The organism is Thauera sp. WH-1 (assembly GCF_047806685.1).
GTDB lineage: Bacteria > Pseudomonadota > Gammaproteobacteria > Burkholderiales > Rhodocyclaceae > Thauera.
The window spans coordinates 167,361-193,233 of record NZ_JBLQGP010000002.1; the positions used below are offsets into that span (position 1 = coordinate 167,361).

Genomic DNA, 25,873 nt, shown 5'->3' on the forward strand with positions numbered 1-25,873 from the left:
GCGCCGTCTGGCGCCGGGCCGCTCAGGCGCGCTTGCGCCCGCGCGGCTCCTCGTGCAGCTCGACGCGGTAGGGCAGCGAAGGATCGCAGGCCACGGCCAGCATCGACAGCCGACGCAGGGCGGCGTCGTGGTCTTCGGGTGCGAGCGTGGCGCACAGCGCCTCGCGACAGAAGGCGCCTTCGGGATGGAAGTTCCAGGCCCCGGCCGGAATCATCGCGCAGTCGGCAATCACGCCGTCGGCCACGCGCACCCAGGCCAGCAGCACGCCGCGTGCCGTCTCCACCCGCGCCACGCCGACACCGGGCGTGGCCTGTGCGGCATCGGCCAGCGGCGCCACGTCGTCGGTAAACGGATAGCGCATCCGGCTCGCGCAGTCGCCCACTTCGATCGCCTTGGCGAACAGGCGGGCCGACAGGCGATGGCCGCGCTCGAGCAGCAGGCGCACCAGGGGCGAGGCCGCGTGGCGCGCGAGCGGACCGGTTTCGGCCGCCTCGCCCTGATAGGTCGGCCGTGTGACGAACGCGGCCGGCGGCCAGGAGCCGATCTCGTTGGCCCAGGCGGCGGCGCTCAGCGTGCCGAGCAGGGGGACGGGCCGCGGCTTGGGCGGCGCCGAGGCCCCCAGGGCGATCAGCTCGCCGAGCACCGTGCCGAGGCTGCCGCCGGCGTTGAGGCGCTCGATGAACTCGCCGATGCCGTGCGGCATGCGGATCTGGTTGAAGAAGCCGGCCAGCATCTCGCGCGCCACCAGGTCGAGAATCTCGCCGCCGAGGACAAAGGCGGCCTCGGCGCTGGTGTCGTTGTTGAGCGTCAGGCGGCGATGGAATTCGGCGAAATGGCTGTAGCGGGGCTCGAAGCCGAAGTAGGGCGGCCAGTCGATGAGCAGGCGGCGCAGGTGTGAGTCGGCCGCTTCGGCGGCCAGCGTGCGCTCGGTCGCGATCTGGCTGTCGAGCCCCGGTGCCGGCTGTCCCTCGGCGGCTGCGGCGGCCAGGCAGACGGCGCAGGCATGGGCGCGCGGACTGTGGCTGGCCTGCTCGAGCAGCAGGCCGGCTGCCGCGTCGGGCGTGAGGCCGATCACGCTGTTGCCCATCCAGGCCCGTTGCGGCAGGTCGATCGCGACCTTGCTGATGACTCCGCCGCTGCGTGTCGCGCGAATGCGGATGAGGTCTTCGCCCGCGGCGTCGTGTGTGTCCATGCTCGAGTTCATTCAGGTTCCGTTTGCAGGCGCAAGGATAACGCGTGTGGCCGCCCGAGGTGGGTGCGATCGCGCGGCCCCCGCGCAAAATTCTGTCGGCGCCGGACTTTCGCCGGCGGCCAGGGCACGCATCACGCCGGCGCCTCGCGAAATGCCCCAGAATCGGCGACGGTGCTAGAATCCGCGCCGTAGACCGGACATTCCATATTCCACTCACACCAACACACACCAATCGAGGAAGAGCATGAACAAAGGTGAATTCGTCGAGGCCCTGGCCGACCGTCTGGATGTTTCCCGTGCGCAGGCCGACCGTGCGCTGTCGGCCATGCTCGACATCATTGCCGAGCAGCTGGGCAAGGGCGAGAAGGTCGCGTTCACCGGTTTCGGTTCCTTCGAGGTCTCCGAGCGCGCGGCGCGCACCGGTCGCAATCCGCAGACCGGCGCGACGATCGAGATCGCCGCCTCGAACGTGCCCAAGTTCACCGCCGGCGCCACGCTGAAGGCCGCGGTCAACAAGTAAGCAGGGCAGACAAGCGGGGGCGTCCCCTGCAGGGCGGGTCGGCACGAGACTGTGCGGGCCCGCCCTTTGTTTTGTTTTTCAAAGATATTCCGCCACAGCACGGCGCGAAGCGGTTATACTGCGCGTCGTTGTGCAATGCAGCAGCAGGGCCGCCGCGGTTTGATGCCGCGGATCGCGGGACGAAGACGTCACCGCATTCAGGCCCCAGGGACTGTAACCACAGCCCCATCGCCCCCGACCTCCCGCCGAATTCATTCGTTCTTCCGATCGTCTGGCTCGTGACAACCGGTTGGTGCCGATGCGCGGTCTTTCCAGCAAACCTGGACTGACCGGCCACGCCCATCGCGTTCGTCGCAACTGCGATCCCGCTACCATGCTTGCCACCCGCAAGCCGGCTGCGGCGCGATGTCTTTGAGGCCCCTTCCCAGGGCCCGGACCCGTCAGGGCCTCGCTACCGCCGAGGCCCGGACAGCAAGACACAGGAAGAACCCATGACCTTTCAAAGCCTCGGCCTCGCCGCAGAACTCCTCAAGGCCGTCGAGCAGACCGGCTACACCACACCCACGCCGGTGCAGATGCAGGCCATCCCCGCCGCCATCGCCGGCCAGGATCTGCTGGTGTCCAGCCACACCGGCAGCGGCAAGACCGCCGCGTTCACGCTTCCGGCGCTGCACAAGATCATCGACCGCCGCCCGGCGCCGGGCAGCGGCCCGCGCGTGCTGGTGCTGACCCCCACCCGCGAGCTCGCGCTGCAGGTCGAGAAGGCCGTGCAGACCTACGGCAAGGCGCTGCGCTGGCTCAACACCGCCTGCCTGGTCGGCGGTGCGCCGATGTTCGCCCAGATCAAGCAGCTGCAGCGCCAGTGCGACGTCGTCGTCGCCACCCCCGGCCGTCTGCTCGACCACCTCAACCGCCGCAAGCTGAAGCTGTCCGACATCGAGGTGCTGATCCTGGACGAGGCCGACCGCATGCTCGATATGGGCTTTGCCGAGGACATCGACGCCATCGTCGCCGCCACCCCGGCCAAGCGCCAGACCCTGCTGTTCTCGGCCACCCTCGACGGCGTGGTGGGCAGCATGGCCGCGCGCATGACGCGCAACCCGCAACGCATCGAGATCGAAGTCGCGCAGCAGGATCGCGGCCAGATCGCGCAGCGCCTGATGTTCGCCGACGACCTCGGCCACAAGAACCGCCTGCTCCACGCCCTGCTCGGCGACGACGGCATGAATCAGGCGGTGGTGTTTACCGCCACCAAGCGCAGTGCCGACGAACTGTCGCTGTCGCTGCAGGAAAAGGGCATCGCTGCCGCCGCGCTGCACGGCGACATGCACCAGACCCAGCGCAACCGTACGCTCGACCGCCTGCGCCAGGGCCGCATCGGCGTGCTGGTGGCGACCGACGTCGCCGCGCGCGGCATCGACGTCGCCGGCATCAGCCACGTCATCAACTTCGACCCGCCGCGCCAGGCCGAGGACTACGTGCACCGCATCGGCCGCACCGGCCGTGCCGGCCGCGACGGTGTCGCGATCACGCTGTCCGGTCCGCGCGAGACCGGGCTGATCCGCGCCATCGAGCGTTTCACCGGCGACCGCCTGGAAGTGCACACCATCCCCGGCATGGAGCCGTCGCCGCGCAAGCCGGCCGGCCCGCGTCCGGCTGGCAACGGCGGCCGCCGCTTCGGCAGCGGTGGTGGCTACGGACGCCCGGACGGTGACAGCCGCCGCGGCAGCGGCGGCCAGGGTCGTGACGGCCAGTCGTCGGGCCGCGGCGACCGCGCCTGGGGCGACCGCCGCCCGCGCGGCTGAGCACACCCGGCCAAGTCAGGCACGCCGCCCCGACGCGCGCTCAGCGCAGCAGGGTCCCGCCGATTGCCGACTGCATGTCCTCGCGGCCCCCTCCAGCTTCGTGCTGCAGGGGGCCGCGGCCTGTTGACGATCGGGTCTTGCACCCTGGCGGCGGGCACGATCGGCGAGCGGCCCTGTCTGAGCGCATGCAGGCACAGGCGTCGGTACGGGAGGCAGCATGAAGCACATCCTCATCGTCGGTGCGGGCAAGATCGGCATGGTGATCGCCGATCTGCTCGCCGCATGCGGGGACTACGCCATTGCGGTGGCCGACCGCGACCCGGCCGCGGTCGAGCGGGCGCGGGCGGAGTTGCTGGCGGCGGAGGCCTTCGTGCTGGACGTCGGCGATGCCGCCGCGGTGTCCGCCGCGCTCGAGGGGCGCGATGCGCTGATCGATGCCGGCCCCTTCGACATCGGCGTTGCGCTCGCCGCCGTGGCGGTCGAACGGGGCGTGCATTACCTGAACCTCACCGAGGACATCGCCAGCACCCGCCGTGTGCGCGAACTCGCTGCCGGCGCCCGCAGCGCACTGATCCCGCAGTGTGGGCTGGCGCCCGGCTTCATCTCGATCGTCGCCTACGATCTGGCGTCCCGCTTCGACGCGGTGCTCGACGTGCGCATGCGCGTCGGCGCGCTGCCCAAGTACCCGTCGAACGGGCTCAAGTACAACCTGACCTGGAGTACCGACGGCCTCATCAACGAGTATCTCAACCCCTGCGAGGCCATCGTCGACGGCGTGCGCCGCGAGATGCCGGCGCTCGAGGAGCTCGAGCACTTCTCGCTCGATGGCGACGACTACGAGGCCTTCAACACCTCGGGCGGGCTGGGCACGCTGTGCGACACCCTCGACGGGCGGGTGCGCAACCTCAATTACCGCACCGTGCGCTACCGCGGTCACCGCGACATCATGAAGCTGCTGCTGCACGACCTGCGTCTGGGCGAGCGGCGCGCGCTGCTCAAGGACATCCTCGAGTCGGCGATTCCAGTGACCATGCAGGACGTGGTGCTGGTCTTCGTCACCGTCAGCGGGCGCCGCGAGGGCTTGCTGATGCAGGAGACCTTCGCCCGCAAGCTCTATGCGCGCGAGGTCAACGGCCGCCTGCGCAGCGCCATCCAGCTCACCACCGCGAGCGCGGCCTGTGCGGTGCTCGACCTGCTTGCTGGCGGCCTCCTGCCGGCACGCGGCTTCGTCCGCCAGGAGGACGTCGCCTTTTGCGATTTCGTCAGCAACCGCTTCGGCCGCCACTTCCTGACCGATGGCGAGGAGGTACGCTGCGCGGCGAGCGGTGTGCTGGCAGCGGGATAGCGGCGTGCGCACGCGCGGCGCGGCCGAGAGGAGGATGAGAGCATGATTGCCGCCGAGCATTTCCTTGTCCTGGGCCTGGATCCGGCGCACCTGCGGGCGGGGCCACTCGTGTTGCGCTCGCCGATCGACGGCAGCGCGCTCGGGCGACTGCAGCCGCACGACGCCGCCGCCGCCGAGACGGCCGTGGCGCGCAGCGTCGAGGCCTTTCGCGCCTGGCGCACGGTGCCGGCACCGCGCCGTGGCGAGCTGGTGCGCCGCTTCGCCGGGCTGCTGCGCGAGCACAAGCGCCTGCTCGGCGAACTGGTGACGCTCGAGTGCGGCAAGATCCGCAGCGAGGGCGAAGGAGAGGTGCAGGAGATGATCGACATCTGCGACTTCGCCGTCGGCCTGTCGCGCCAGCTGCACGGCCTGACCATCGCCTCCGAGCGCCCCGGCCATGCGCTGCGCGAGACCTGGCATCCACTCGGGCCGGTAGCCATCGTCACCGCCTTCAACTTTCCGGTCGCGGTGTGGGCGTGGAATGCGGCGCTCGCGCTGGTGTGCGGCGACAGCCTGCTGTGGAAGCCCTCCGAGCGCACGCCGCTGTGCGCGCTCGCCTGCCAGCATCTGCTGGGGCAGGCTGCCGCGGGCATGGACGAGGTGCCGCCCGGGCTGTCGACGGTGATCGTGGGCGGCGCCGAGCGCGCACTGCAACTCGCCGACGACCGCCGGGTGGCGCTGTTGAGCGCCACCGGCAGCTGCGCGATGGGGCGCACCCTGGGTCCGCGGGTGGCGCAACGCCTGGGGCGCAGCCTGCTCGAACTGGGCGGCAACAATGCCGCCATCGTCACGCCCAGCGCCGACCTCAAGCTGACGCTGCGCGCAATCGTGTTCGGCGCGGTGGGCACGGCCGGCCAGCGCTGCACCAGCACGCGGCGGCTGTTCGTGCATGCCAGCGTGCGCGAGGCGCTGCTGTCGCGCCTGCGCGCGGCCTATGCGCGCCTCGTCGTCGGCGACCCGCGCGCGCCGGACACCCTGGTCGGTCCGCTCATCGATCGCGCCGCCTTCGAGCGCATGCAGGCGGCGCTCGCCCAGGCGCGTGCGGCCGGTGCCCGCATCAGCGGGGGCGAGCGCGTGCTGGCAGAGCGCTTCCCGCAGGCCTGGTATGTGCGCCCGGCGCTGGTCGAGCATGGGCCGGCGCAGGTCAACAGCGCCGACGAGGTGTTCGCGCCGCTGCTCAACTGCTTCGACTACACCGAGCTCGACGAGGTGACCGAACGCCACAACGCGGTGCCGCAGGGCCTGGCCTCGGCCATCTTCACCAATGACCTGCGCGAGGCCGAACGCTTCCTCGCCGCTGCCGGCAGCGACTGCGGCATCGCCAACGTCAATGCCGGCACCAGCGGCGCGGAGATCGGCGGCGCCTTCGGCGGCGAGAAGGACACCGGCGGCGGGCGCGAAGCCGGTGCGGACGCCTGGCGCGCCTATATGCGGCGGCAGACCGCGACGATCAATTTCTCGACCGCGTTGCCGCTCGCTCAGGGGGTGGCGTTCGACCTCGATTGAGGGCGCTCAGGGTGCAAGCCGCGCCGTCCGTCGCCGCGCCGCAGTTCGCCATCGCGGCGCAACTCGCGGGCGCGTTCGCGAACCTGCATCGCCGGCGTGTCGCGCCGCTCGCTGGCGCTGGCGCGGCGCTCGCGCTCGGCGGCGTGCTCGCGTGTGCCGTCGCGGCTGTGTTCGGGCAGCGCAGTGTCGCGCGGCGGACCGTCGCGGCGCTGCCATTCACGGCGTTCCCACTCACGGCGTTCCTCGGCGCGGCGCTGATCGCTGCGACCTTGATCGGCCCGCCGTGCGTCGACACGACGTTCATCGACACGACGCTCATCCGCGCGGCGATCGTCCGTCCAGCGACCGCTTTCATGGCGGCGGCCGTCCTCGCGCCAGTCGCGCGTGCGCGGCGGGTGACGCGGGTCGCGCCAGTCCTCGGTGCGGCGCTCGCGCTCGATGTACTGCCGGTGCACGATGGTGCGCGCACGCGTGCCGGGGGGCGCCCAGTAACCGGGCACCCAGACGTGGCGCGTACCGACCCAGTTCCAGTAGCCGTCGATCCAGATGTAGCTCGCGACCGGCGGCAGGCCGCGGTACTCGACGCGCGGTGGTGGTGTGACGATCAATGTGCCGCGATCGTAGTCGTCGTAATAGCCGTAGGGCGCGCCGTAGCCATGGCGCTCGGCCGGCACCACCGCACAGCCGCCGAGCGTCAGCGTGGCGCCCGCCAGGCCGGCAAGCAGGCAGGCTCTGACCATCGCCGGCCATGCGCGTGCCGGCGCTTGGAGGGCGCGCGCATCGGCACCGCCGTGGCACGGCCACGGCGGCAGCTCGGCGGGCTGTGCCGCTTGCATCGGCAGCGGGGATTTCATTGGGGTGAGCATGGTGCGGTCCTGCACGGTGGTTGCGGTGTCGAGGCCAGGGCGCGGCGCCGCGACGGCCCGATGCGCTCTGGCGGCGCCCTGTCAAGATAGGCCAGGGGCGGCGCGGCGGCTGTATCGGGGGGTAATGAGTTGTAAAGAGGGGTTTCCGGGAGGGCAGCGGTCGTGCGCCGGCGATGGACGGCAGGGCCCGTTCCGGTTTTCAATCATGGTCTTCGCCCGACCACCGCGCCTGCCGAGGAGCCCAGCATGATCCACACTTCCACCCCGTCTGCCACCGTTAGCCACTGGATCGACGGTCGCCTGCAGCCCGGTCGCAGCGGCCGCGAGGCCGACGTCTTCGATCCCGCGCTCGGCAGCGTGGCGCGCCGCGTCGCACTGGCCTCGGCCGCCGAGGTGGACGCCGCGGTCGCCTCGGCGGCACAGGCCCAGCCGGCCTGGGGCGACACCGCGCCGCAGCGCCGCGCGCGCGTGCTGTTCCGCATGAAGGAGCTGGTCGAGCGCCATACCGACGAACTCGCCCGGTTGATCACGCGCGAGCATGGCAAGACCTTTCCCGATGCCAAGGGCGAGGTGCATCGCGGCCTGGAGGTGATCGAGTTCGCCTGCGCTGCGCCGCAGCTGCTCAAGGGCCAGTACTCGGACAACGTCGGCGGCGGCATCGTCAACTGGAGTCAGCGCATGCCGCTCGGCGTCACGGCCGGCATCACGCCCTTCAACTTCCCCTTCATGGTGCCGATGTGGATGGCGCCGCTGGCGATCGCCTGCGGCAACGCCTTCATCCTCAAGCCCTCCGAGCGCGATCCCTCGCCCTCGCTGCTGATCGCCGAACTGTTCGCCGAGGCCGGCCTGCCCGACGGCGTGTTCAACGTGCTGCAGGGCGACCGCGAGGCGGTCGATGCGCTGCTCGTCCATCCCGACGTCGCTGCGGTGAGCTTCGTCGGCTCGACACCGATCGCCCGCCACATCTACGAGACCGCGGCGCGCCACGGCAAGCGCGCACAGGCCCTGGCTGGCGCCAAGAACCATCTGGTGGTGATGCCCGATGCCGACCTCGACCAGGCCGCCGACGCGCTCATCGGCGCCGCCTACGGCTCGGCGGGCGAGCGCTGCATGGCGATCTCGGTGGCGGTGGCGGTGGGCCACATCGGCGACCCGCTGGTCGAGCGCATCAGGGTGCGGGCGCAGGCCTTGAGGGTGGATGACGGTGAGGCGCCGGGCGCGGACATGGGGCCGGTGGTCAGCGCCGAGGCCAGGGCGCGCATCGAGGGCTACATCGCCAGTGGCGTCGACGAGGGCGCGCGCCTGGTGCTCGATGGCCGCGGCCTGGTTGTGCCGGGGCGCGAGCAGGGCTTCTTTGTCGGCGCCACGCTGTTCGACGAGGTCGGGCCGCAGATGAAGATCTACCGCGAGGAGATCTTCGGGCCGGTGCTGTGCGTGGTACGCGTCGATAGCCTGGACGAGGCGGTGGCGCTGGTGAACGAGCACGCCTTCGGCAATGGGGTGTCCTGCTACACCCGCAACGGCGGTGTCGCGCAGGCCTTCGCGCAGCGCATCCAGGTCGGCATGGTCGGCATCAACGTGCCGATTCCGGTGCCGATGGCCTGGCATTCCTTCGGCGGCTGGAAGCAGAGCCTGTTCGGTGACCACCACGCCTACGGCGAGGAGGGCGTGCGCTTCTACACGCGCTACAAGAGCGTCATGCAGCGCTGGCCCGAGGGCGAGGTGCGCGGGCCGCAGTTCGTGATGCCGGTCAACGGCTGAGGCGCAGGCGCGGGCAGCGGCGGGTGCCGCCCGCGCGGCGGCGCCGGGATCAGTCCGGAATCGCCGCGCCGTCCGCCACCACCACCGCGAACAGGTCGGCCAGCGCAGCCAGCGCGGCCGATTGCAGGGCGCCCGCCTCGACCACACTGCCGTCGGGCGCGGGCAGCGCACGGGTCGCGGTGGCCGCGGCCGGCACGCTCACCGCATAGCCGAGGTTGAAGGCGCCGCGTGCGGTGGAGTTGATGCACATGTGGGTCATGAAGCCTGTCACCACCAGGTTCTTCACCCCTGCGGCCTTCAGGCGCGCGTCGAGGTCGGTGCCGACGAAGGCGTTCGGGTAGTTCTTCACCACTACCGCCTCATCGGTGGCCGGCGCCACCTTGTCGGCGATCGCGCCGCATTCGGCGCTCGGGTCATAGGGCGAACCGGGGCCGGCGTCGTGCTGGATATGCACCACCGGCACCTTCAGCGCACGCGCACGCGCCAGCAGCCGTGCGCACTCGTCCAGCGCCGGCTCGACGCCGCTCAGCTGCATGACGCCGCTGCGGTAGGTGTTCTGGGCGTCGACGATCACCAGCGCCGATTCGGACAGGGGGGCCGGTGCGGCGGGCAGGCCGGACAGCTGGCGCAGGGTGGTGGATGCAGTGCTCATGAACAGTCTCCTCGTGGTCTTGTGCAACGATTGCGGCATGCTACAGGTGGCCGTCGCGCTGCGCAAAACAAGCCCTTCCGCGCTGGACGGCCGGCCGCGTCAGCAGATCCGCGGCAGCGCCTCGCCGGCCAGCCAGTCCACCATCCGCCGTCCGCCGAGGCGGGTGCGCAGCTGCACGAAATGCTGGGGGTCGGCGCAGACCTCGCCGATGCGCGCCGCCTGCCGTCCGAGCGGATGGGCGTGCATCGCCGCCAGCAAGACCTCGGCCGCCTGCGGCGCGCACACCAGCACCAGCTTGCCTTCGTTGGCGACGTTCAGTGCATCCAGGCCGAGCAGCTCGCAGGCGGCCTGTACCGCCGGCGACAGCGGGATTGCGGCCTCGTCGAGCACCATGCCGACGCCCGACTGGCCGGCGATCTCGTTGAGCGTGCTGGCCAGGCCGCCACGCGTGGGGTCGCGCAGCACATGGATCGCCGCCGGCTCGACCGCCGCGTACAGCGCCTCGACCAGGCCATGCAGCGCGGCGCTGTCCGAGCGGAGCTCGGACTCGAAGGCGAGTGCCTCGCGCTGCGCCATGATCGCCATGCCGTGGTCGCCGAGCGTGCCCGACACCAGGATCGCATCGCCCGGGCGCGCCCGCGCGCCGCCCGGATCGCGCCCGGCCAGCAGGGCGCCGATGCCGGTGGTGGTGATGAACACGCCATCGCCCTTGCCGCGCTCGACGACCTTGGTGTCGCCGGTCACCACCGGCACCCCGGCCGCGCGCGAGGCCGCTGCCATCGAATCCACGATGCGTACCAGCTCGGCGAGGGCGAAGCCCTCCTCGAGGATGAAGCTCGCCGCCAGGTAGAGCGGGCGCGCGCCCATCACCGCGAGGTCGTTGATCGTGCCATGCACGGCGAGGCTGCCGATGTCGCCGCCGGGAAAGAACAGCGGACTCACCACATGGGCGTCGGTCGCCATCACCAGGCGTTCGCCCGCGGCCGGCGCGGGCAGCACCGCGCCATCGTCGCCGCGGGCCAGGAAGTCGTTGGCGAAGGCGCGCGCGAACAGTTCGGTGATCAGTTGCGCCATGGCCTGGCCGCCGGCGCCGAATCCGAGATCGACGCGGCCGCGCTTGAGCTCGAGCGGGCGGAGGTAGGCGGGTTTGACGGCGTTCATCGGCTTCTCACGGTGCTGGATCGGATGGCGTTGTGGGATGGGTGGCTCATGCCGTCGCCGCCGTGCTCGTGCCGCCGGGCGCCTGCGCCACGGAATCGCGGAAGCGGCCGTAGGTGAAGTGCGCGGCGCAGGCGCCCTCGGAGGACACCATGCAGGCGCCGAGCGGGGTCTGCGGCGTGCACGCGGTGGCGAACAGGGCGCAGTCGGTCGGGCGTCTGGCGCCGCGCAGGATGGCGGCGCATTCGCAGGCCTTGTGGTCGGCCACCGGGCGGTCCTCGAGGCCGAACTTGGCTTCCGCATCCCAGCGCGCGTAGGCGGGACGGATGCGCAGCGCGGAGCGCGGCAGGCTGCCCAGGCCGCGCCATTCGAAGGCCTCGCGCGGCTCGAAGACCTCGGCCATCAAGGCCTGGGCCTTGCGGTTGCCGTCGCGGCTGACGGCGCGGGTGAATTCGTTCTCGACCGCGCTGCGCCCTTCATTGACCTGGCGCACCAGCATCAGGATGGCCTGCATGACGTCGAGCGGCTCGAAGCCGGCGATGACGACCGGCGTGTGGTGGCGCTCGGCGACGAACTCGTAGGGCGCGCTGCCGATCACGGTGGACACGTGGGCGGGGCCCAGGATGCCGTCCAGGCGCGGGGCGTCGCCCGCGCCCTGCGCGGCGGTCGACAGCAGGGCGTCGATCGCCGGCGGCGTCAGCACGTGGTTGCAGATCACGCTGAAGTTGTCGAGCTGCAGCGCCTGCGCCTGGCGGATCAGCACAGCGGTGGGCGGCGTGGTGGTCTCGAAGCCGATGGCGAAGAACACCACCTCGCGCCCCGGCTCGCGCTGCGCCAGCGCCAGCGCATCGGCCGCCGAATACACCATGCGCACATCCGCGCCCTGCGCCTTGGCCTTGTGCAGCGACAGCCCGGCGGAGGCCGGCACGCGCAGGCAGTCGCCATAGGTGCAGAGGATGACTTCCGGTCGCGCCAGCGCGAGGTCGATCGCCATGTCGATGCGGCCGATCGGTAGCACGCACACCGGGCAGCCGGGGCCGTGGATCATGCGCAGGTTTGCCGGCAGCAGGTCGGTGACGCCGTAGCGCGAGATGGCGTGGGTGTGGCCGCCGCAGAACTCCATGAAGGCGTAGTCGCGCTGCGCGCGCGCCTCACGCGCGATCGCCCGCGCCAGGCCGGCGGCGAGCTGCGGGTCGCGGAATTCGTCGATGTACTTCATGCCGGCCCCGCTCATGGCCGGGCCCCCGGTGGCGGCGTGGCCACGCTGTCGTCCGCCGGCGCCCGCTCGCCGGCAGCGGCGAGCAGGGCCAGGGTTTCGGCCGCCTCGTCGGGGTCGAGGCGGGTCAGTGCGTAGCCGACATGCACGATCACGTAGTCGCCGACGGCCACGCCATCGACCAGGGCCAGCGACACCTCCTTGCGGATGCCGCCGAGCTCGACGCGGCAGGCGTCGCCCGCGAGCAGTTCGACGACCAGGGCGGGGATGGCGAGACACATGTTCAGGAATCCTTGCGAGCGAGTTGGTGCCAGGCCACCCAGGCCTGGCCGAGCGCGATACCGCCGTCGCCGGGCGACAGGCGGCGCGCGCAGAGTACTTCGAAGCCGCGCGCCGCGAGGCCGGCTTCGAGCGCCGCCGACAGGATGCGGTTGTGCATGCAGCCACCGGAGAGCACCACGCTGGCGCCGGGCTGGCCGTCGGCGGCGAGCGCGACCCACTCGATCAGCGCCGCGGCGAGGGTGGCATGGAACAGGGCGGCGCCGCGGGCGGGCTCGGTCATATCCGCCAGATGCAGCAGCAGCGGGTGGAGGTCGAGCTGCAGCAGGGGGTGCGCTTCACCGCTGCTCGCACCCGTTTTCGGGGTGGTCTGTCCGGCGGCAGGGGTCGGCGCGGGCTGCACTGTCCGGGCGCCGGCACCCACTGCGCGGGCAGCCTCCGGCGCGAGGATCCGCCAGCCTGCGTTCAAGGCTTCTGCCGCGCCGTGGGCGCGCGCCAGCGTCTCGAGGGCGATTGCCGCCTCGGCATCGGCCTGCATGACTTCGCACACCCCGAGCAGGCCGGCGGCGGCGTCGAACTGGCGGCCGAGGCTGGAAGTGAGCGGGCTCAGCGCAGGGCGCGCCAGCACCTGCGCCAGCATGGCGGCCGCCGGCTGGCGGGCAAAGCGCCGGGCGATGTCACCGCCGCGGCCGCAGGCATGCAGCAGGGCCGCCGCCATGCGCCAGGGCTCGCGCGCGGCGCGGTCGCCGCCGGCCAGGCGCAGCGGGCGCAGATGGCCGAGGCGCTCGTAGTGCGCGCCGGCGACGCGCAACAGCTCGCCGCCCCAGGCCTGGCCGTCGCTGCCGAGGCCGATGCCGTCGAGCGCCAGGCCGAGCACCGGCCGGGCATCGAAGCGGCCATGCTCGGCCAGCACGGCGCCGACATGGGCGTGATGGTGCTGCACGCCGAGCGCCGGCACGCCCAGCCGGGCGGCGGTGGCGAGCGCGACCCGCGTGGAGTGGAAGTCCGGGTGCAGGTCGTGGGCGACGGCCTGCGGGCCGTCCGGTGCGGCCGCGAGCAGGGCCGCGACTGCGGGCTCGAGGGCGCGGCAGGCCTGCGGCGTATCGAGGTCGCCGAGGTTGGGGCTGAACAGCGCGCCTGCGCTGCCGAGCAGGCAGGGGGCGTTCTTGAACCAGGCGCCGAGGGCGAGGATGGGGCAGCTGGGGCCCGGCCCATCCCCCGGCCAGCGCAGCGGCTGCAGGGCGTGGGGGGCGGCGGGCGCGACGTGGGCAGCAGCGGCAAGGCTCATCGGCCAGCACTCACCGGGCAATGCGTCCTGCAAGGAACACGGGCGCTCATGCGCCAGTGCTCGCCGTGGCCGCTGGTGCCGCGGCACGCGCGGCGGCGAGGCCGCGCTCGATCCAGTCCAGCCAGGCGTCCATGCCTTCGCCCTGGGTAGCGGAAGTCAGGATCACCTGCAGCTTCGGGTTGACCCGGCGCGCATAGTCGAGCGCGCGGTCGACGTCGAAGCGCAGGTAGGGCAGCAGGTCGGTCTTGTTGAGCAGCATCAGGTCGGCGGCGGCGAACATGTCGGGGTACTTGAGCGGCTTGTCCTCGCCCTCGGTGACCGACAGGATCACCACCTTGTGCGTCTCGCCGAGGTCGAAGGCGGCCGGGCACACCAGGTTGCCGACGTTCTCGACCAGCAGCAGGCCGCCCTCGGCCAGGGGCAGGCGCGGCAGGGCGCGCGCCACCATGTCGGCATCGAGGTGGCAGCCCTTGCCGGTGTTGATCTGCAGCGCCGGCACACCGGTGGCGCGGATGCGCTCGGCGTCGAACTCGGTCTGCTGGTCGCCCTCGATCACCGCGGCGGCGATGCGGCCGGCCAGCGTCTCGAGGGTGCGCACCAGCAGCGAGGTCTTGCCCGAGCCGGGGCTGGACATCAGGTTGAGCGCGAAGATGCGGCGCGCGGCCAGCCAGGCGCGGTTGGCGGCGGCGATGCGGTCGTTCTTGCCCAGGATGTCGCGTTCGATGCGCAGCAGCTGGGCGGTGCTCGGCGCCTCGGCTGCGGTGTCGACGCGCGGGTGGGCGAGGCAGGCGCTGGCTGCGCGCGCCTGTGCCGTGCCGACGTCTGTCCGCGCAGGCGCTGGCGCGCTGCGGGCACCGTCCGCGCTGTCCGCGCCGTCCGGGCTCGTCGTGCGCGCCGGGCGCCAGGCGTGCGGCGCGCTCGCGTCAGGCCTGGGCGCGGCACGGCCGCGACCGCCGCCGAACACCGAACCGATCCGCGTCTCCCCGCCGCCACAGCCACACATGCCGCACATCCTCTGCTCCTGTCTGCCTGGTCCTACTCGATCTCGATGGCCTGCACCCGCATCCGGTCGCCGGCGACGACTTCGAGCCCGTAGTGCGCGCACTGCGGGCAGGGCGCATGGCGCTCGGCCATCGCCGCTTCCGCCCCGCAATGGCTGCAGCGCCCACGACCGGCGACGTCGATGATGTCGAGCGCCGCCCCATCGGCGACCGAGCCCGTCAGCACCGTATCGAGGCAGAAGCGCAGCGCATCGGCCTCGACCGCAGCCAGCTCGCCGATTTCGAGCACGATTCTGCGCACCTTGCGGGCCTTCTCGGCCGCCGCCGTCTGTTCGACGATCTCCAGGATGCCTTCGGCGAGCGACAGTTCATGCATGGTGGTGGGGCCGCATGGGCATGCTAAAGTCCGCGGGTCAAAAAAAGCGTGATCAGGCACCTGCAGCCCGGCCGCGCCTGCTGTGATGCAGTGCCGGAGCCCGCGGTGGGCTCGTTGCGCAGGCCTCGCAGAACGGAGTTTACCCCATGGCCCGACCTTATCTTCAGCTCGCGGTGATCGCCCACCTGCTGGGCGGGTGCGCGATGCTCGGCATGGCGACCGACCCGGCCGACGCCCCGCGCACGGTGCTCGAGCTCGATCCGCAGCCGGCGCTGCAATACCGCTGTGGCGAGCAAGTGCTGAGCCTGCGCCATTTCGGCGAGCTGGCGACGCTGAGCGTGGGCGAGCGCAACTTCACGATGCGCCCCGAGCGTAGCGCCTCGGGGGCGAAGCTGGTCGCCGTCGATGACGAATCGACCACCTTCTGGAGCAAGGGCGATGCGGCGATGTTCGAGCTCGCCGGCGTCGCCCAGCCGGAATGCCGGCTGGTGGCCGACAAGCCCTTGTTCCGCGCGGTCGGCAACGAGCCCGGCTGGCGCCTGGACGTGACCGCGGCGGGGCTGAACCTGAGCATGGATTACGGCGAGACCCGGGTGTTTGCGCCCAGCCCGCTGGTCATCGATGCCGCCGGGGCGCGCAGCTATCAGGCGATGTCGGCGGGCGGCGAGCTGAGCGTGCTGGTCTTCGACCGGCTCTGCGTCGACAGCATGAGCGCCATGCACCATCCCAACACGGTCGAGGTGCGCTGGCAGGACCGCGTGCTGCGCGGCTGCGGCGGCGAGCCCGCCAGCCTGCTGCAGGGCGAGCCGTGGCAGGTGGTCGACATCGACGGCCGCGCGGTGAGCGACCCGCAGCGCGTCACGCTCGCCTTCGGCACCGATGGCCGCGCCGGCGGCCTGGCCGCCTGCAATCGCTACAACGGCAGCTATGTGCTGTCGGGCGAGGGCCTGCGCCTGGGGCCGTTCGCCAGCACCAAGATGGCCTGCGCCCCCGCCGCGATGGACGAGGAGGCGCGCTTTCATGCCACGATCGAGCGCGTCACCCGCTTTGGCGTCGACGAGCAGGGCGCGCTGCTGCTGTATGCAGGCGACGCCGTCGTGATGCGAGCCCGTCGCTGATGCGCGGCGCCACTGAAACCCGAGCTGGAACAACGATGCCCTTGCGTAACACCTTGTCGAGCCCTGTCTCCCTCTTTCGCCTTGCCCTGACACCCCAGGCCTTGTCACGCCTCGCCGGTTCGCTGCTCCTTGTCGGCCTGCTGGCCAGCTGCGAGTACAAGCCGCCCGCCAGCGAAGCCCCGCCTGCGCCGGTGCTGAGCCCGGAGCAGGCGGCTGAACGCGAGGCCGCACGCCAGGCCGCGCAGGCGGCGCTGGATGCGCGTGAGCAGGCCTTGCTGGCGCGCTACCTGATTCCCGGCGACGGCACCGTGACCGACACCGAGACCGGTCTCACCTGGATGCAGTGCAGCCTGGGTCAGAGCTGGAGCGAGGGGCGCTGCCAGGGCGAGGCCAAGCTGTTCAGCTGGACGCATGCACTGCGCGCGGCCGAGGGCTTCGAGTTCGCCGGCCATGCCGATTGGCGCCTGCCGACCCAGCCCGAGCTGCTGACCCTGGTGTATTGCAGCAGCGGCCGGCGCAACACGGTGAATGCGGAAGGCTACGGCGGCAGCTGCGCGGGCGACTACGGCAAGCCCACGCTGCTCACGGCGGCCTTCCCGGACACGCCGGCAGGCAACTTCTGGACCTCGACGCCGCACGAGCGCTATGGCTACGCATCCTGGGGCGTGGCCTTCGGCAGCGGCGCGACCGGTATCGGCACCCACACCGACTACACCCACGCGCGCCTGGTGCGCGGCACCCTGCGCGCCAGCCAATAGGCAAACGCGAAGCACCCTTGCAAGAAAAGGCGCCGCACCTGTTGCCAGGGCGGCGCCTCGATCTTGTACGCGTCGGTGGGGATGCGGTGTGCGGGTCCTGTCTCAGCGCCTGGCGGCGCGTGCGGCCTCGACCTCTTCCGGGCGCAGGCGCGCGGCGAGCTTGTCCATCACGCCGTTGACGAACTTGTGGCCGTCGGTGCCGCCGTAGCCCTTGGCGAGCTCGATCGACTCGTTGATCACCACCCGGTAGGGGGTGTCGAGGTTGTGGCGCAGCTCGTAGCTGCCGAGCAGCAGGATCGCGTGCTCGATCGGCGACAGCTCGGCCAGCGGGCGCGACAGTAGCGGCTCGAACGAGGCGCGCAGTTCGTCGGCGCTGCCGATCGCACCGCGCAGCAGGGTGACGAAGAGCTCGCGGTCGGTGCGCTCCAGGCTCTCGCTCTCGGACTCCAGATGGCGCTGCACGGTGGCCATCGAGTTGCCCGACAGCAGCCACTGGTACACGCCCTGCAGCGCCATCTCGCGCGCGCGGCGGCGCGCCATCTTGCTGGTCGGGTTGGGACCGGCAGCGGGACTGCCCGCGCCTTCGGCCGGCGCGTTGTGCTCGGCGTCGCTCATCGCACCACCTTCAGCAGGTTGACCATCTCGACCGCGGCGCGGGCGCAGTCGGCGCCCTTCTCGCGCATGCGCGAGATCGCCTGGTCATCGTCCTCGGTCGTCAGCACGCCATTGGCGATCGGCAGGCCGGTGTCGAGGCCGACGCGGGTCACGCCGGCGCCCATCTCGTTGGAGACGAGCTCGAAGTGATAGGTCTCGCCGCGGATCACTGCGCCGAGCGCCACCAGCGCGTCGTAGCGGCCGCTCCTGGCCATGGTCTGCAGCACCAGCGGGATCTCGAGCGCGCCCGGCACGGTGACGATGCGGATGTCGCCCTTGGCCACGCCCAGCTGCAGCAGCTCGTCGGTGCAGGCCGACAGCAGACCCTCGCAGATGTCGAGGTTGAAGCGCGCCATGACGATGCCGACGCGCACGCCGGCACCATTGAAGTTGGGGTCGATCTCGTCGATGCCGTCGTAGCGGGCGCCCTGGCGGGCGTTTTCGGGTTGGTTGCGTTGCATGCTGTTCTCTGCTGTTCGGTCAGTTCTTGTCGACGAAGCCGGTGATCTCGAGCCCGAAGCCGGTCATGCTCGGAATCTTGCGCGGGCTGGCGAGCAGGCGCATCTTGCCGACCTTGAGTGCGCGCAGGATCTGGGCGCCGACGCCGAACAGGCGCGCGTCCCACTTCACCGGGCGGTCCTGGGTGCCGTTGAGGTTGGCGAGCAGCTCGCGGCCCGACATCGGGCGGTAGAGCAGCACGATCACGCCGGCTTCGGCGGCCGCGAGGGTGGCCAGCGAGTCATTCACCGGGAAGCTGTGACGGCCGCTCGCCGGGTCGAGGAAGTCGACCACCGAGATCGGCTCGTGCACCCGCACCAGGGTCTCGCGCTCGGGGGTGATGTCGCCGCGCGACAGCGCAAAATGCACGTCGCCCGAGGTCTTGTCCTCGAAGGCCGACAGGCGGAAGCTGCCGTGGGCGGTGTCGACGTCCTTTTCGCTCACCTTCTCGACCAGGTGCTCGGTGGCGGCGCGGTATTCGATCAGGTCGCGGATGGCGCCGATCTTGAGGTCGTGTTGCTTGCCGAACTCGATCAGGTCGGGCAGGCGCGCCATGGTGCCGTCGTCCTTCAGGATCTCGCAGATCACCGAGGCGGGCTCCAGACCGGCGAGCTGGGCGAGGTCGCAGCCGGCTTCGGTGTGGCCGGCGCGGATCAGCACGCCGCCTTTCTGCGCGGTGAGCGGGAAGATGTGGCCGGGGGTGACGATGTCCTCCGGCCTGGCGTGGCGGCCGACGGCGACCTGCACCGTACGCGCGCGGTCGTGCGCCGAGATGCCGGTGGTGACGCCGGTGGCGGCCTCGATCGACACCGTGAACGCCGTGCCGTGCGGGGTGCGGTTGTCGCGCACCATCTGCTGTAGGCCGAGCTGGCGGCAGCGTTCGTCGGTGAGCGTCAGGCAGATCAGGCCGCGGCCGTGCTTGGCCATGAAGTTGATCGCCTCGGGGGTGACGAATTCGGCCGCCATCACGAGATCGCCCTCGTTCTCGCGGTCTTCCTCGTCGACCAGAATGACCATCCTGCCGGCCTTGATGTCGGCGATGATGTCGGTAATCGGCGCCAGTGCGCTCATGCTGTGTCCTTTGTTGGCGTGCTTGCGACGCATGCGATGGTCGGGGTTCAAGCCCGGCGGGCGGCTTCTTCGGTGCGCCAGGCGAGCATGCGCTCGACGTAGCGTGCGATGAGGTCGATCTCGAGGTTGACCCGGCTGCCGGCGGCGAGGTGCTTGAGGTTGGTCATCGCCACCGTGTGCGGGATCAGGTTGATCCAGAAGTCGCGCCCCTCGACGCGGTTCACCGTCAGGCTCACGCCATTGACGGTGATCGAGCCCTTCTGCGCGATGTAGCCGGCGATCGCCGCCGGGGCGCGGATCACCAGCTCGTGGCTCTCGCCGATGGGCGCGAAGCTCACCACCTCGCCGACGCCATCGACGTGGCCGGTGACCAGGTGACCGCCGAGGCGGTCGGCCAGGCGCAGCGCCTTTTCCAGATTCACCTCCTTGCCCACGGCATCCAGGCCTACGGTGCAGTTGAGCGTCTCGCGCGAGACGTCGTACTTGAGCCTGGCGCCGTTCATCTCGACCACGGTCAGGCACACGCCGCTGTGCGCGATGCTGTCGCCGACGATGACGTCGGCCAGGTCCAGCCCGTTGGTGTCGACGGTGAGGCGGATGCCGTCCGCGAGCCGCTCGATGTGTTCGATGCGGCCGACGGCCGCGACGATGCCGGAGAACATGAAGGGTTTGAACCGAAAGGGGAAAGGCAGGATTGTAGGGGAAAAAGCCGGGCTTGTTCCCGAAGGCCGATCACTCGCTGCGTTCGGTCCAGTATTCCGGAGCACGGTGCTGATGCGCGAAAGCGATCACGTAGAGGTGATCCGCCTCGACCGAGTACAGGACCTTGTAGGGGAAGCGTGTCAGCAACAAGCGGCGGATGTCGCCTGTTTCGACCGCACAAGAAAGTGGCTACTTCCTGATGCGCTGCAATGACTGCCGGGTATCGTGGCGGAGCCTTTGCCCGAGGCCTTGTTGCTGCCTTTCGTAGTAGGCGAATGCATCTTCGAACTCCTCTCGCGCCTCGGGCGAGAACAGTACACGCATCAAAGCGGCCCAAGGACGTCTTCGGCGGGCACGCCCACGACCCGGCCCGAGCGATAGGCCGCCAGGCGCCGGGCGGCCTCTTCCTGCCACTGCCGCTCGATGGCTGGATCCGGATGGTCGAGGCTGTTGAGGATTTCTTCGACCAGCGCGAAGCGCTCTTCAGGCTTCAGCTTGCGAGCCTTGTCCGCGAGTTCGTGTGTCAGCGTGTTCATTGCATCGTGACCCGGTATGTTCGTGTTCGTCTGTGAAAGTCTAGATCACAGCGCCCGATCCAGCACCGTCGCGAACGGCTCCGCCTTCATGAAGCCCACCACGCGCAGGCCCGCGCGCTCCTCGCCCGCGGCGTCGAAGAAGATGATGCCCGGCGGGCCGAACAGGCCGAAGCGCTTGAGCAGCGCCTTGTGCTCGTCGTTATTGGCGGTGACGTCGGCCTTGAGCAGCAGCATCTGGCCCATGCGCTCGGCCACGCGCGCGTCGCTGAAGGTGAAGCGCTCCATCTCCTTGCACGACACGCACCAGTCGGCATAGAAGTCGAGCATCACCGGGCGGTCGGTGCTGGCCAGGCGCGCGTCCAGCTCGGCGATGGAGTCCACCTTCTCGAACTGCGGCACATTGACCGGCGCTGCGCCTTGGGTGCGCAGGATCGACAAGGGCTGCAGCGGGTCGCGCGAGCCGGCGAGCGCACCCACCAGGATCGCTGCGCCGGCGAGCAGCAGCACCACGCCCACCCCCTTCCAGAAGCGCTGCCAGCCGCGGGCGTTGTGCGGCAGCGGATCGATGGCGTGCAGGAAGATGGCCGCGAACAGCAGCAGCGCCGCCCAGCCCAGCATCATCGCCAGCGGCGGGATCACCGGGGTGATCATCCACAGGGCGACGGCCAGCAGCATCACGCCGAAGGCCTTCTTGACGCCTTCCATCCACGGCCCGACCTTGGGCAGCAGGCTGCGCGAGGCCACGCCCACCGCCAGCAGTGGCGCGCCCATGCCCAGGCCCATGACGAACAGCGCCCAGCCGCCCAGCACCGCATCGCCGGTCTGGGCGATGTAGAGCAGGGCGCCGGCCAGCGGCGCGGCGACGCAGGGGCCGACGATCAGCGCCGACAGCACGCCCATCACGGTCACGCCGCCGACGCTGCCGCCTTTGCCGTGGCTGGCGGTGGTGGCGAGCCGGCTCTGCAGCGCGGTGGGCAGCTGAAGCTCGTAGAAGCCGAACATCGACAGCGACAGCAGCACGAACAGCAGCGCGAAGGCGCTCAGCACCCACACGTTCTGCAGGGCGGCGGTCAGCATCGTGCCCGAAAGGCCGGCGGCGACGCCCGCCAGCGCGTAGGTCGCCGCCATGCCCAGCACGTAGGCGAGCGACAGCACGAAGGCGCGCATGTGCGACACCTTGTGCCCCTGGCCGACGATGATGCCCGACAGGATGGGGATCATCGGGAAGGTGCAGGGGGTGAAGGCGAGCAGCAGGCCGAAGCCGAAGAAGCTCAGCAGGATCAGCGGCACGCTGGCACCCGACAGCAGGCGGGCGATGTCGCCGGTCTCGTCGCTGGAGACGCTGCTAGTGGATGAAGCGGTCGCGCCCGACCCCGAGGCGGCGCCCGGTGCAGTGCCGCCCAGCACGCTGTCGAGGAAGCCGCCGCTGCGCCCGGTCGGCGGGGCGCTCAGGTCGATGGTGGCCTGTTGCGTGGTGGGCGGGTAGCAGATGCCGCCGTCCCAGCAGCCCTGGCTGGTGACGAAGAGCTCGAAGCGGGTGAGGCCTTCCGGCGCCTGCACCGGCAGCAGGATGCGCAGCTCGCCGCGGTGGGTCTCCACCTCGCCGAAGAAGTCGTCCTTGTGCCGCTTGCCGGCGGGTTTGTCGGGCGTGCCGAACTGCACCGAATCCGGCTCGGCCTCGAAGCGGAACTTGTCACCGTAGAGGTAATAGTCCTTGGTGACGCTGAAGATCACCTCCACCGTCTGCGCATCGAGCGCCTGGGCGCGCATCGCGAAGGCCTTCTCGGGCGCGATCGGGTTGGCGTGGGCGGCGGGGGCGAGCGTGAGCACACTCGCAACGAGGCTCGCCAACAGGGCGAAGAGGCCGATCAGGCGGTGCAGGGCGTGGGGCGAGAGGGCGGTGACGGACATCGAGACGAATCGGGAAAGTGTGCGGAAGCGCGTGGCGGGGCCAGGCGCGGCATTCATGGCGTATGCGGCAGTCGTGGCGGCGACATCGCGGCGTGCGGGCCCGGATCCGCGCCTCACGATGAGACCGGCCGGGTTTCCGCACCGACCCACGCGAGGTAGGCATCGAGGCCGCGCTCCACAGGGACCGCCACGATCTCGGGAAGTTCGTAGGGGTGGCGGGCGCGGATGGCGGCCTCGAGCGCCGCATAGCGCGCCACGGTCGTCTTCAGCAGCAGCGGCACTTCCGGCGCGGTCTCGATTTCACCCTGCCAGCGATACACCGAGGTGCACGGCGCCAGCACATTGGCGCAGGCGACCAGCCGGGCTTCCACCAGCGCCGTGGCCAGCGCGGCGGCGGTGTCGTGGTCGGGCAGGTTGGTGAGGACGAGCAGCACGCGCGTGCTCTCGTCCGCCGTGGGGCTTGCGCTCATCGTCGTCGGCAATGGGGAAACGCCGGCATTCTTGCAGAAACCGGCTGTCCTTGATCTGCGCAGGATCAAGCGGGACGCTCAGTGGCGGTCGCTCAGTGGTAATCCTCTTCGCGCTGATGCCGGACGGCGAGCACGAGTGCCAGATCGGCCGTCTCGTCATGGCTGTACAAGGCCACGTAACCGGTCCGGCCATGGGAAATCACCAATTCGCGCAGCCCATCGGGCAGCGGTCGTCCGATGCGCGGATGACGTGTGAGCACCTCGAAAGCGTCGAGGATCAGGTCGAGCGTGCGGGCGGCGTTCGCCGGGTCGTGCCTGGCGAGAAAGTCCGCGAACCGTTCCAGATCCTCTGCCGCTTCCGGCGTGAGGAGCCAGCGCGTCATGCAGGCGACTTGCGGAAGGCGAGAAGTTCGCGCGCGGTCGGGCGCTCGACGGCCTCGCCGCGCACACGGCCGCGCAGGTAGGCCGCGAACTCGGCGCCGTCCAGCACCTCGCCGCCAGCCTCCACGCGCTCCCGCGCCGCAAGGGCGCGCGCCATGAATGCACCCTGCGCTTCGGCGCGGTCCAGTTCGGCCCCGATCGCCCTTACCATCAGCGCGTGGGCGCTCACGCCCTGTCGATCGGCCTGTCGCAGCAGTCGCTGACGCGTGTCTTCGTCGAGTTTCACCGAGAGATTGGGCATGGCTCGCTCCTGTCGTGGTGTTGATATCTTACTACCGCGCCAGGCTGCGTGCGTGGGCGCGGCGCCAGGCTGAGGCTTCGCGCCGAGGGTGGTCCTCAAGGCGAGGTCGCGATCCGTCCCGCCAGGCTCAGCGCATCGCCCTCCACGCGCATCACGATGAGCTCGCCCGAGGCCGGGAACACACCCGTCAGCGCGGTGATGTTGACCTGATGCGTCACCAGCACCAGCGGCGTGCCGGCCTCGGACTGCTCGGCGATCAGGGCGCGGGCGGCGCGGGTCTGATCCGCCTCTTCGCCGCGCCGGCCGAAGAAGGAGTTGAGCCCGGCGAAAGGGATGACCTCGCCCAGCGACAGCGCGCGGGCGGTGTCCAGGCAGCGGCACCACTGGCTGGAGAACACCGCCGCCGCCGCGATGCCGTTGGCGCGGAAGCGCGCACCGATCGCCCGCGCCTGGGCGCGCCCCGCGGCCGACAGGTTGCGCTGGGTAGTGCAGTCATCCACGCGAAAGCCCGGTGGGTCGCCGGTACCCGGCGCCAGCGCGTGGCGCATCAGCGCCACATGCCCGCCCTCGCGCAGCGCCGCCCACAGCGCGGCCTCCTGCGCCGACGCATCCGCATGGGCGGCGGTGGGCGAAAGGGGAAGGAGCAGGGCCAGGACGAGGAGCAGCGGTCTCATGAGCAGGCACGGTCAGGAAGGGGCAGGGACTGCAAACAGACCATCCTGCAGGGCGGAAGTGCCAGCGCGGTGGACGGGCCGCGAACGCGCCGCCGGCGATGCCATCGAAGGCGAGCAGGAACCCGCGTAGCGCCGCGGCCTCACCCCCTGCGCCTTCACACCGACTTGTGCGTGCCGTCGCAGTACGGGGCGTTGGCGGTGTGCTTGCAGCCGCACAGGAAGACGGTGCCGGCCTGCTCGGCAGTGAAGGCGGTGGGCGCAAAGCCGGTGCCCTTGTGCGAGCCGTCGCAGAAGGGCTGGTTCTTGCTGCGGCCACAGGCGCACCAGAAGTACTTCTTGCCCGCCTCCACCTCGACGGCATAGGGGCCTTTCTGGGCGATGTGGGGCTCGGGTCTGTCGGTCATGGTCCGGTCTCCGATCGGGTGGGGGGCGTGTGCCACGCCGGCCTGGCGCGCGGCCACGGGTGCAGGCCAGTCGCGCCGCCTAGATCGCGTGCGGGGAGAAGGCCCGCAGCTCGCCCGGTTTGCGCAGCATCTTGTCGACGTCGGCGAGGTGCAGTTCTTCGGCATGGATCATCTGGCGTGCGTACTCCTCGAGCGCCACCGAACGCCCCTCCACCAGCGCCAGCAGTTCGCGGTACAGGCCGAGCGCCTGGGACTCGGTCTCCAGCGATTCGCGCAGGATCGCGCCGACGTCGTGCTGGTGCGAGTCGAGCAGCGGCCCGATCGCGAGCGAGGGATAGGCGCCGAGCGTGGTGATCCACTCGCCGGCCTGGCGCGCGTGCAGCAGCGACTCGTCGGCCTGGGCGTTGAGCCAGGACACGATGGGGATGCGGCCGAAGCCGAAGACGAGAAAGGCGTAATGCGTATAGCGCACCACGCCCGCCAGTTCCGCCTCGAGAATGCGGTTGAGGACGCCGACTGCGGCGTCCTTGTCGAGCTCTGCCATGACTGTCTCCGTTGTCGTTGTACGAGACCGGCAGGGCGCTGCGTGCCGGTCCTGTCACTGTAGTCGACGCCATGCTGTCTGCAAGTGGGCGGACGCCCGAGGTCGTGCAAGCCCCGCCAACCGAGTTGGAAAGGTTGGTGCTCGTGACGCGCGATCCGGCGTTCGGGCCGTTCGGGGTGGAGACGCTCGGGTGAGGGGAAATAGGGGAAATAGGGGACAGACCACGATTATCTTCTCCCCCGATTCAGGCATCTCAGCATCGATAGGTTGTTGAGAGTATGCTTTACGCATTATTTGTCCCCTCCGCTGATCACCATGCCCCGGCGCGTACGTTTGTTCCTCCCCGGTATTCCCATGCACGTCATCCAGCGCGGCAACAATCGCCAGGCCTGCTTCTTTTCCGACGACGATTACCGCTGCTACCTCGAGTGGCTCGGTCATGCCTCGCGGGACATGGGCTGCAGCATCCATGCGTATGTGCTGATGACGAATCATGTCCATCTGCTGCTGAGCGCACACGACGGGGGCGGTGTCGGCGGAATGATGAAGGCGCTCGGTCAGCGCTACGTGCAGCACGTCAATCGCGTCTACGCGCGCAGCGGTACCCTGTGGGAGGGGCGGTATCGCTCGTGCCTCATTCAGTACGACCTCTATCTGCTGAGTTGCATGCGCTATATCGAACTCAACCCGGTGCGGGCCGGCATGGTGGATCAGCCCGGCGCCTACCGCGGGTCGAGCTACCCCTGCAACGCGCAGGTGAAGCGGACGAACTGATCCGGCCGCATGACGTCTTCACCGCGCTCGGTGCCGACCCGAGAGTGCGCGCCGAGCGTTACCGCAGGCTCTT

General features: G+C 70.5%; 29 protein-coding genes. 8 read left to right on the forward strand and 21 right to left on the reverse strand.

Going from position 1 to position 25,873, the window contains the following annotated elements; genetic code table 11:
• Positions 1-22 precede the first annotated feature (22 nt).
• Entirely contained in the window at positions 23-1,192 is a 1,170-nt protein-coding gene (locus tag ACMV5O_RS03025; RefSeq protein WP_416162093.1) for a hypothetical protein, read from the reverse strand.
• A 199-nt stretch (positions 1,193-1,391) separates the two neighbouring features.
• On the opposite strand from ACMV5O_RS03025, the gene ACMV5O_RS03030 reads away from it, so the two are divergent.
• The 4 genes from ACMV5O_RS03030 to ACMV5O_RS03045 all read left to right on the forward strand — a co-directional run bounded on the left by ACMV5O_RS03030 (position 1,392) and on the right by ACMV5O_RS03045 (position 6,407).
• Entirely contained in the window at positions 1,392-1,712 is a 321-nt protein-coding gene (locus ACMV5O_RS03030; RefSeq protein ID WP_324539643.1) for an HU family DNA-binding protein, read from the forward strand.
• A 491-nt stretch (positions 1,713-2,203) separates the two neighbouring features.
• Positions 2,204-3,517, forward strand: coding sequence for a DEAD/DEAH box helicase (locus ACMV5O_RS03035; protein WP_416162094.1), 1,314 nt, complete (start codon positions 2,204-2,206; stop codon positions 3,515-3,517).
• Positions 3,518-3,734: 217 nt separating this feature from the next.
• Positions 3,735-4,862, forward strand: coding sequence for a saccharopine dehydrogenase C-terminal domain-containing protein (locus tag ACMV5O_RS03040; protein WP_416162095.1), 1,128 nt, complete (start codon positions 3,735-3,737; stop codon positions 4,860-4,862).
• 42 nt (positions 4,863-4,904) lie between these two features.
• Positions 4,905-6,407 (forward strand): aldehyde dehydrogenase family protein, encoded by a 1,503-nt coding sequence (locus ACMV5O_RS03045; protein ID WP_416162096.1) that lies wholly within the window; start codon positions 4,905-4,907, stop codon positions 6,405-6,407.
• Here ACMV5O_RS03045 and ACMV5O_RS03050 read toward each other — a convergent pair.
• Entirely contained in the window at positions 6,380-7,273 is an 894-nt protein-coding gene (locus ACMV5O_RS03050) for a hypothetical protein (protein ID WP_416162097.1), read from the reverse strand. The two genes, ACMV5O_RS03045 and ACMV5O_RS03050, sit on opposite strands and share 28 nt — an antisense overlap.
• A gap of 246 nt (positions 7,274-7,519) precedes the next feature.
• Here ACMV5O_RS03050 and ACMV5O_RS03055 point away from each other — a divergent pair, with 246 nt between their 5' ends.
• The gene (locus ACMV5O_RS03055) at positions 7,520-9,034 is read left to right on the forward strand and encodes a CoA-acylating methylmalonate-semialdehyde dehydrogenase (RefSeq protein ID WP_416162098.1); all 1,515 of its coding nucleotides are present in this window, start codon (positions 7,520-7,522) and stop codon (positions 9,032-9,034) included.
• Between the two features lie 49 nt (positions 9,035-9,083).
• Here ACMV5O_RS03055 and ACMV5O_RS03060 read toward each other — a convergent pair whose 3' ends face one another.
• From ACMV5O_RS03060 to hypA, 7 genes are all read right to left on the reverse strand, one after another.
• On the reverse strand, positions 9,084-9,686 hold the full coding sequence (locus tag ACMV5O_RS03060) for a cysteine hydrolase family protein (RefSeq protein ID WP_416162099.1): 603 nt from the start codon (positions 9,684-9,686) through the stop codon (positions 9,084-9,086).
• Between the two features lie 99 nt (positions 9,687-9,785).
• Positions 9,786-10,847: a hydrogenase expression/formation protein HypE gene (gene hypE / locus ACMV5O_RS03065; protein ID WP_416162100.1), complete on the reverse strand. Its 1,062-nt coding sequence runs from the start codon at positions 10,845-10,847 to the stop codon at positions 9,786-9,788.
• 46 nt (positions 10,848-10,893) lie between these two features.
• On the reverse strand, positions 10,894-12,063 hold the full coding sequence (gene hypD, locus ACMV5O_RS03070; protein ID WP_416162101.1) for a hydrogenase formation protein HypD: 1,170 nt from the start codon (positions 12,061-12,063) through the stop codon (positions 10,894-10,896).
• A gap of 11 nt (positions 12,064-12,074) precedes the next feature.
• On the reverse strand, positions 12,075-12,341 hold the full coding sequence (locus ACMV5O_RS03075) for a HypC/HybG/HupF family hydrogenase formation chaperone (RefSeq protein ID WP_416162102.1): 267 nt from the start codon (positions 12,339-12,341) through the stop codon (positions 12,075-12,077).
• A 2-nt stretch (positions 12,342-12,343) separates the two neighbouring features.
• Positions 12,344-13,627: a carbamoyltransferase HypF gene (locus tag ACMV5O_RS03080; protein ID WP_416162103.1), complete on the reverse strand. Its 1,284-nt coding sequence runs from the start codon at positions 13,625-13,627 to the stop codon at positions 12,344-12,346.
• 46 nt (positions 13,628-13,673) lie between these two features.
• Positions 13,674-14,639, reverse strand: a complete 966-nt coding sequence (gene hypB / locus ACMV5O_RS03085; protein ID WP_416162104.1) for a hydrogenase nickel incorporation protein HypB — start codon at positions 14,637-14,639, stop codon at positions 13,674-13,676.
• A gap of 23 nt (positions 14,640-14,662) precedes the next feature.
• On the reverse strand, positions 14,663-15,004 hold the full coding sequence (gene hypA, locus ACMV5O_RS03090; protein ID WP_416162105.1) for a hydrogenase maturation nickel metallochaperone HypA: 342 nt from the start codon (positions 15,002-15,004) through the stop codon (positions 14,663-14,665).
• Positions 15,005-15,150: 146 nt separating this feature from the next.
• On the opposite strand from hypA, the gene ACMV5O_RS03095 reads away from it, so the two are divergent.
• Both ACMV5O_RS03095 and ACMV5O_RS03100 read left to right on the forward strand, forming a co-directional pair.
• Positions 15,151-16,122: an META domain-containing protein gene (locus tag ACMV5O_RS03095; RefSeq protein ID WP_416162106.1), complete on the forward strand. Its 972-nt coding sequence runs from the start codon at positions 15,151-15,153 to the stop codon at positions 16,120-16,122.
• Positions 16,123-16,157: 35 nt separating this feature from the next.
• The gene (locus ACMV5O_RS03100; protein WP_416162107.1) at positions 16,158-16,880 is read left to right on the forward strand and encodes a DUF1566 domain-containing protein; all 723 of its coding nucleotides are present in this window, start codon (positions 16,158-16,160) and stop codon (positions 16,878-16,880) included.
• Between the two features lie 102 nt (positions 16,881-16,982).
• Here ACMV5O_RS03100 and nusB read toward each other — a convergent pair whose 3' ends face one another.
• The 12 genes from nusB to ACMV5O_RS03160 all read right to left on the reverse strand — a co-directional run bounded on the left by nusB (position 16,983) and on the right by ACMV5O_RS03160 (position 25,026).
• Positions 16,983-17,495, reverse strand: a complete 513-nt coding sequence (gene nusB / locus ACMV5O_RS03105) for a transcription antitermination factor NusB (protein ID WP_416162108.1) — start codon at positions 17,493-17,495, stop codon at positions 16,983-16,985.
• A complete protein-coding gene (gene ribH / locus ACMV5O_RS03110; RefSeq protein WP_416162109.1) occupies positions 17,492-17,995 on the reverse strand; it encodes a 6,7-dimethyl-8-ribityllumazine synthase in 504 nt (167 codons plus the stop codon). The genes nusB and ribH overlap by 4 nt, the downstream gene beginning before the upstream one ends.
• Positions 17,996-18,014: 19 nt before the next feature.
• Complete coding sequence (ribBA, locus tag ACMV5O_RS03115) at positions 18,015-19,103, reverse strand: bifunctional 3,4-dihydroxy-2-butanone-4-phosphate synthase/GTP cyclohydrolase II (protein WP_416162110.1); 1,089 nt, start codon at positions 19,101-19,103, stop codon at positions 18,015-18,017.
• A 47-nt stretch (positions 19,104-19,150) separates the two neighbouring features.
• A complete protein-coding gene (locus tag ACMV5O_RS03120; protein ID WP_416162111.1) occupies positions 19,151-19,765 on the reverse strand; it encodes a riboflavin synthase in 615 nt (204 codons plus the stop codon).
• 363 nt (positions 19,766-20,128) lie between these two features.
• The gene (locus ACMV5O_RS03125) at positions 20,129-20,341 is read right to left on the reverse strand and encodes an addiction module protein (protein WP_416162112.1); all 213 of its coding nucleotides are present in this window, start codon (positions 20,339-20,341) and stop codon (positions 20,129-20,131) included.
• A 45-nt stretch (positions 20,342-20,386) separates the two neighbouring features.
• Positions 20,387-22,252: a protein-disulfide reductase DsbD gene (dsbD, locus tag ACMV5O_RS03130; protein ID WP_416162113.1), complete on the reverse strand. Its 1,866-nt coding sequence runs from the start codon at positions 22,250-22,252 to the stop codon at positions 20,387-20,389.
• A 113-nt stretch (positions 22,253-22,365) separates the two neighbouring features.
• Positions 22,366-22,722, reverse strand: coding sequence for a divalent-cation tolerance protein CutA (gene cutA / locus ACMV5O_RS03135; protein WP_416162114.1), 357 nt, complete (start codon positions 22,720-22,722; stop codon positions 22,366-22,368).
• Positions 22,723-22,814: 92 nt separating this feature from the next.
• Positions 22,815-23,105, reverse strand: a complete 291-nt coding sequence (locus ACMV5O_RS03140; RefSeq protein ID WP_416162115.1) for a type II toxin-antitoxin system RelE/ParE family toxin — start codon at positions 23,103-23,105, stop codon at positions 22,815-22,817.
• Positions 23,102-23,404: a CopG family ribbon-helix-helix protein gene (locus ACMV5O_RS03145; protein ID WP_416162116.1), complete on the reverse strand. Its 303-nt coding sequence runs from the start codon at positions 23,402-23,404 to the stop codon at positions 23,102-23,104. The genes ACMV5O_RS03140 and ACMV5O_RS03145 overlap by 4 nt, the downstream gene beginning before the upstream one ends.
• 95 nt (positions 23,405-23,499) lie before the next feature.
• Positions 23,500-24,078: a histidine phosphatase family protein gene (locus ACMV5O_RS03150; protein WP_416162117.1), complete on the reverse strand. Its 579-nt coding sequence runs from the start codon at positions 24,076-24,078 to the stop codon at positions 23,500-23,502.
• Positions 24,079-24,233: 155 nt separating this feature from the next.
• The gene (locus ACMV5O_RS03155; protein ID WP_416162118.1) at positions 24,234-24,482 is read right to left on the reverse strand and encodes a CDGSH iron-sulfur domain-containing protein; all 249 of its coding nucleotides are present in this window, start codon (positions 24,480-24,482) and stop codon (positions 24,234-24,236) included.
• A 79-nt stretch (positions 24,483-24,561) separates the two neighbouring features.
• Positions 24,562-25,026 (reverse strand): ferritin-like domain-containing protein, encoded by a 465-nt coding sequence (locus ACMV5O_RS03160; protein ID WP_416162119.1) that lies wholly within the window; start codon positions 25,024-25,026, stop codon positions 24,562-24,564.
• 354 nt (positions 25,027-25,380) lie between these two features.
• Between ACMV5O_RS03160 and ACMV5O_RS03165 the strand changes: the two genes are divergently transcribed.
• Entirely contained in the window at positions 25,381-25,800 is a 420-nt protein-coding gene (locus tag ACMV5O_RS03165) for a transposase (protein ID WP_416162120.1), read from the forward strand.
• The last annotated feature ends 73 nt before the right edge of the window (positions 25,801-25,873 follow it).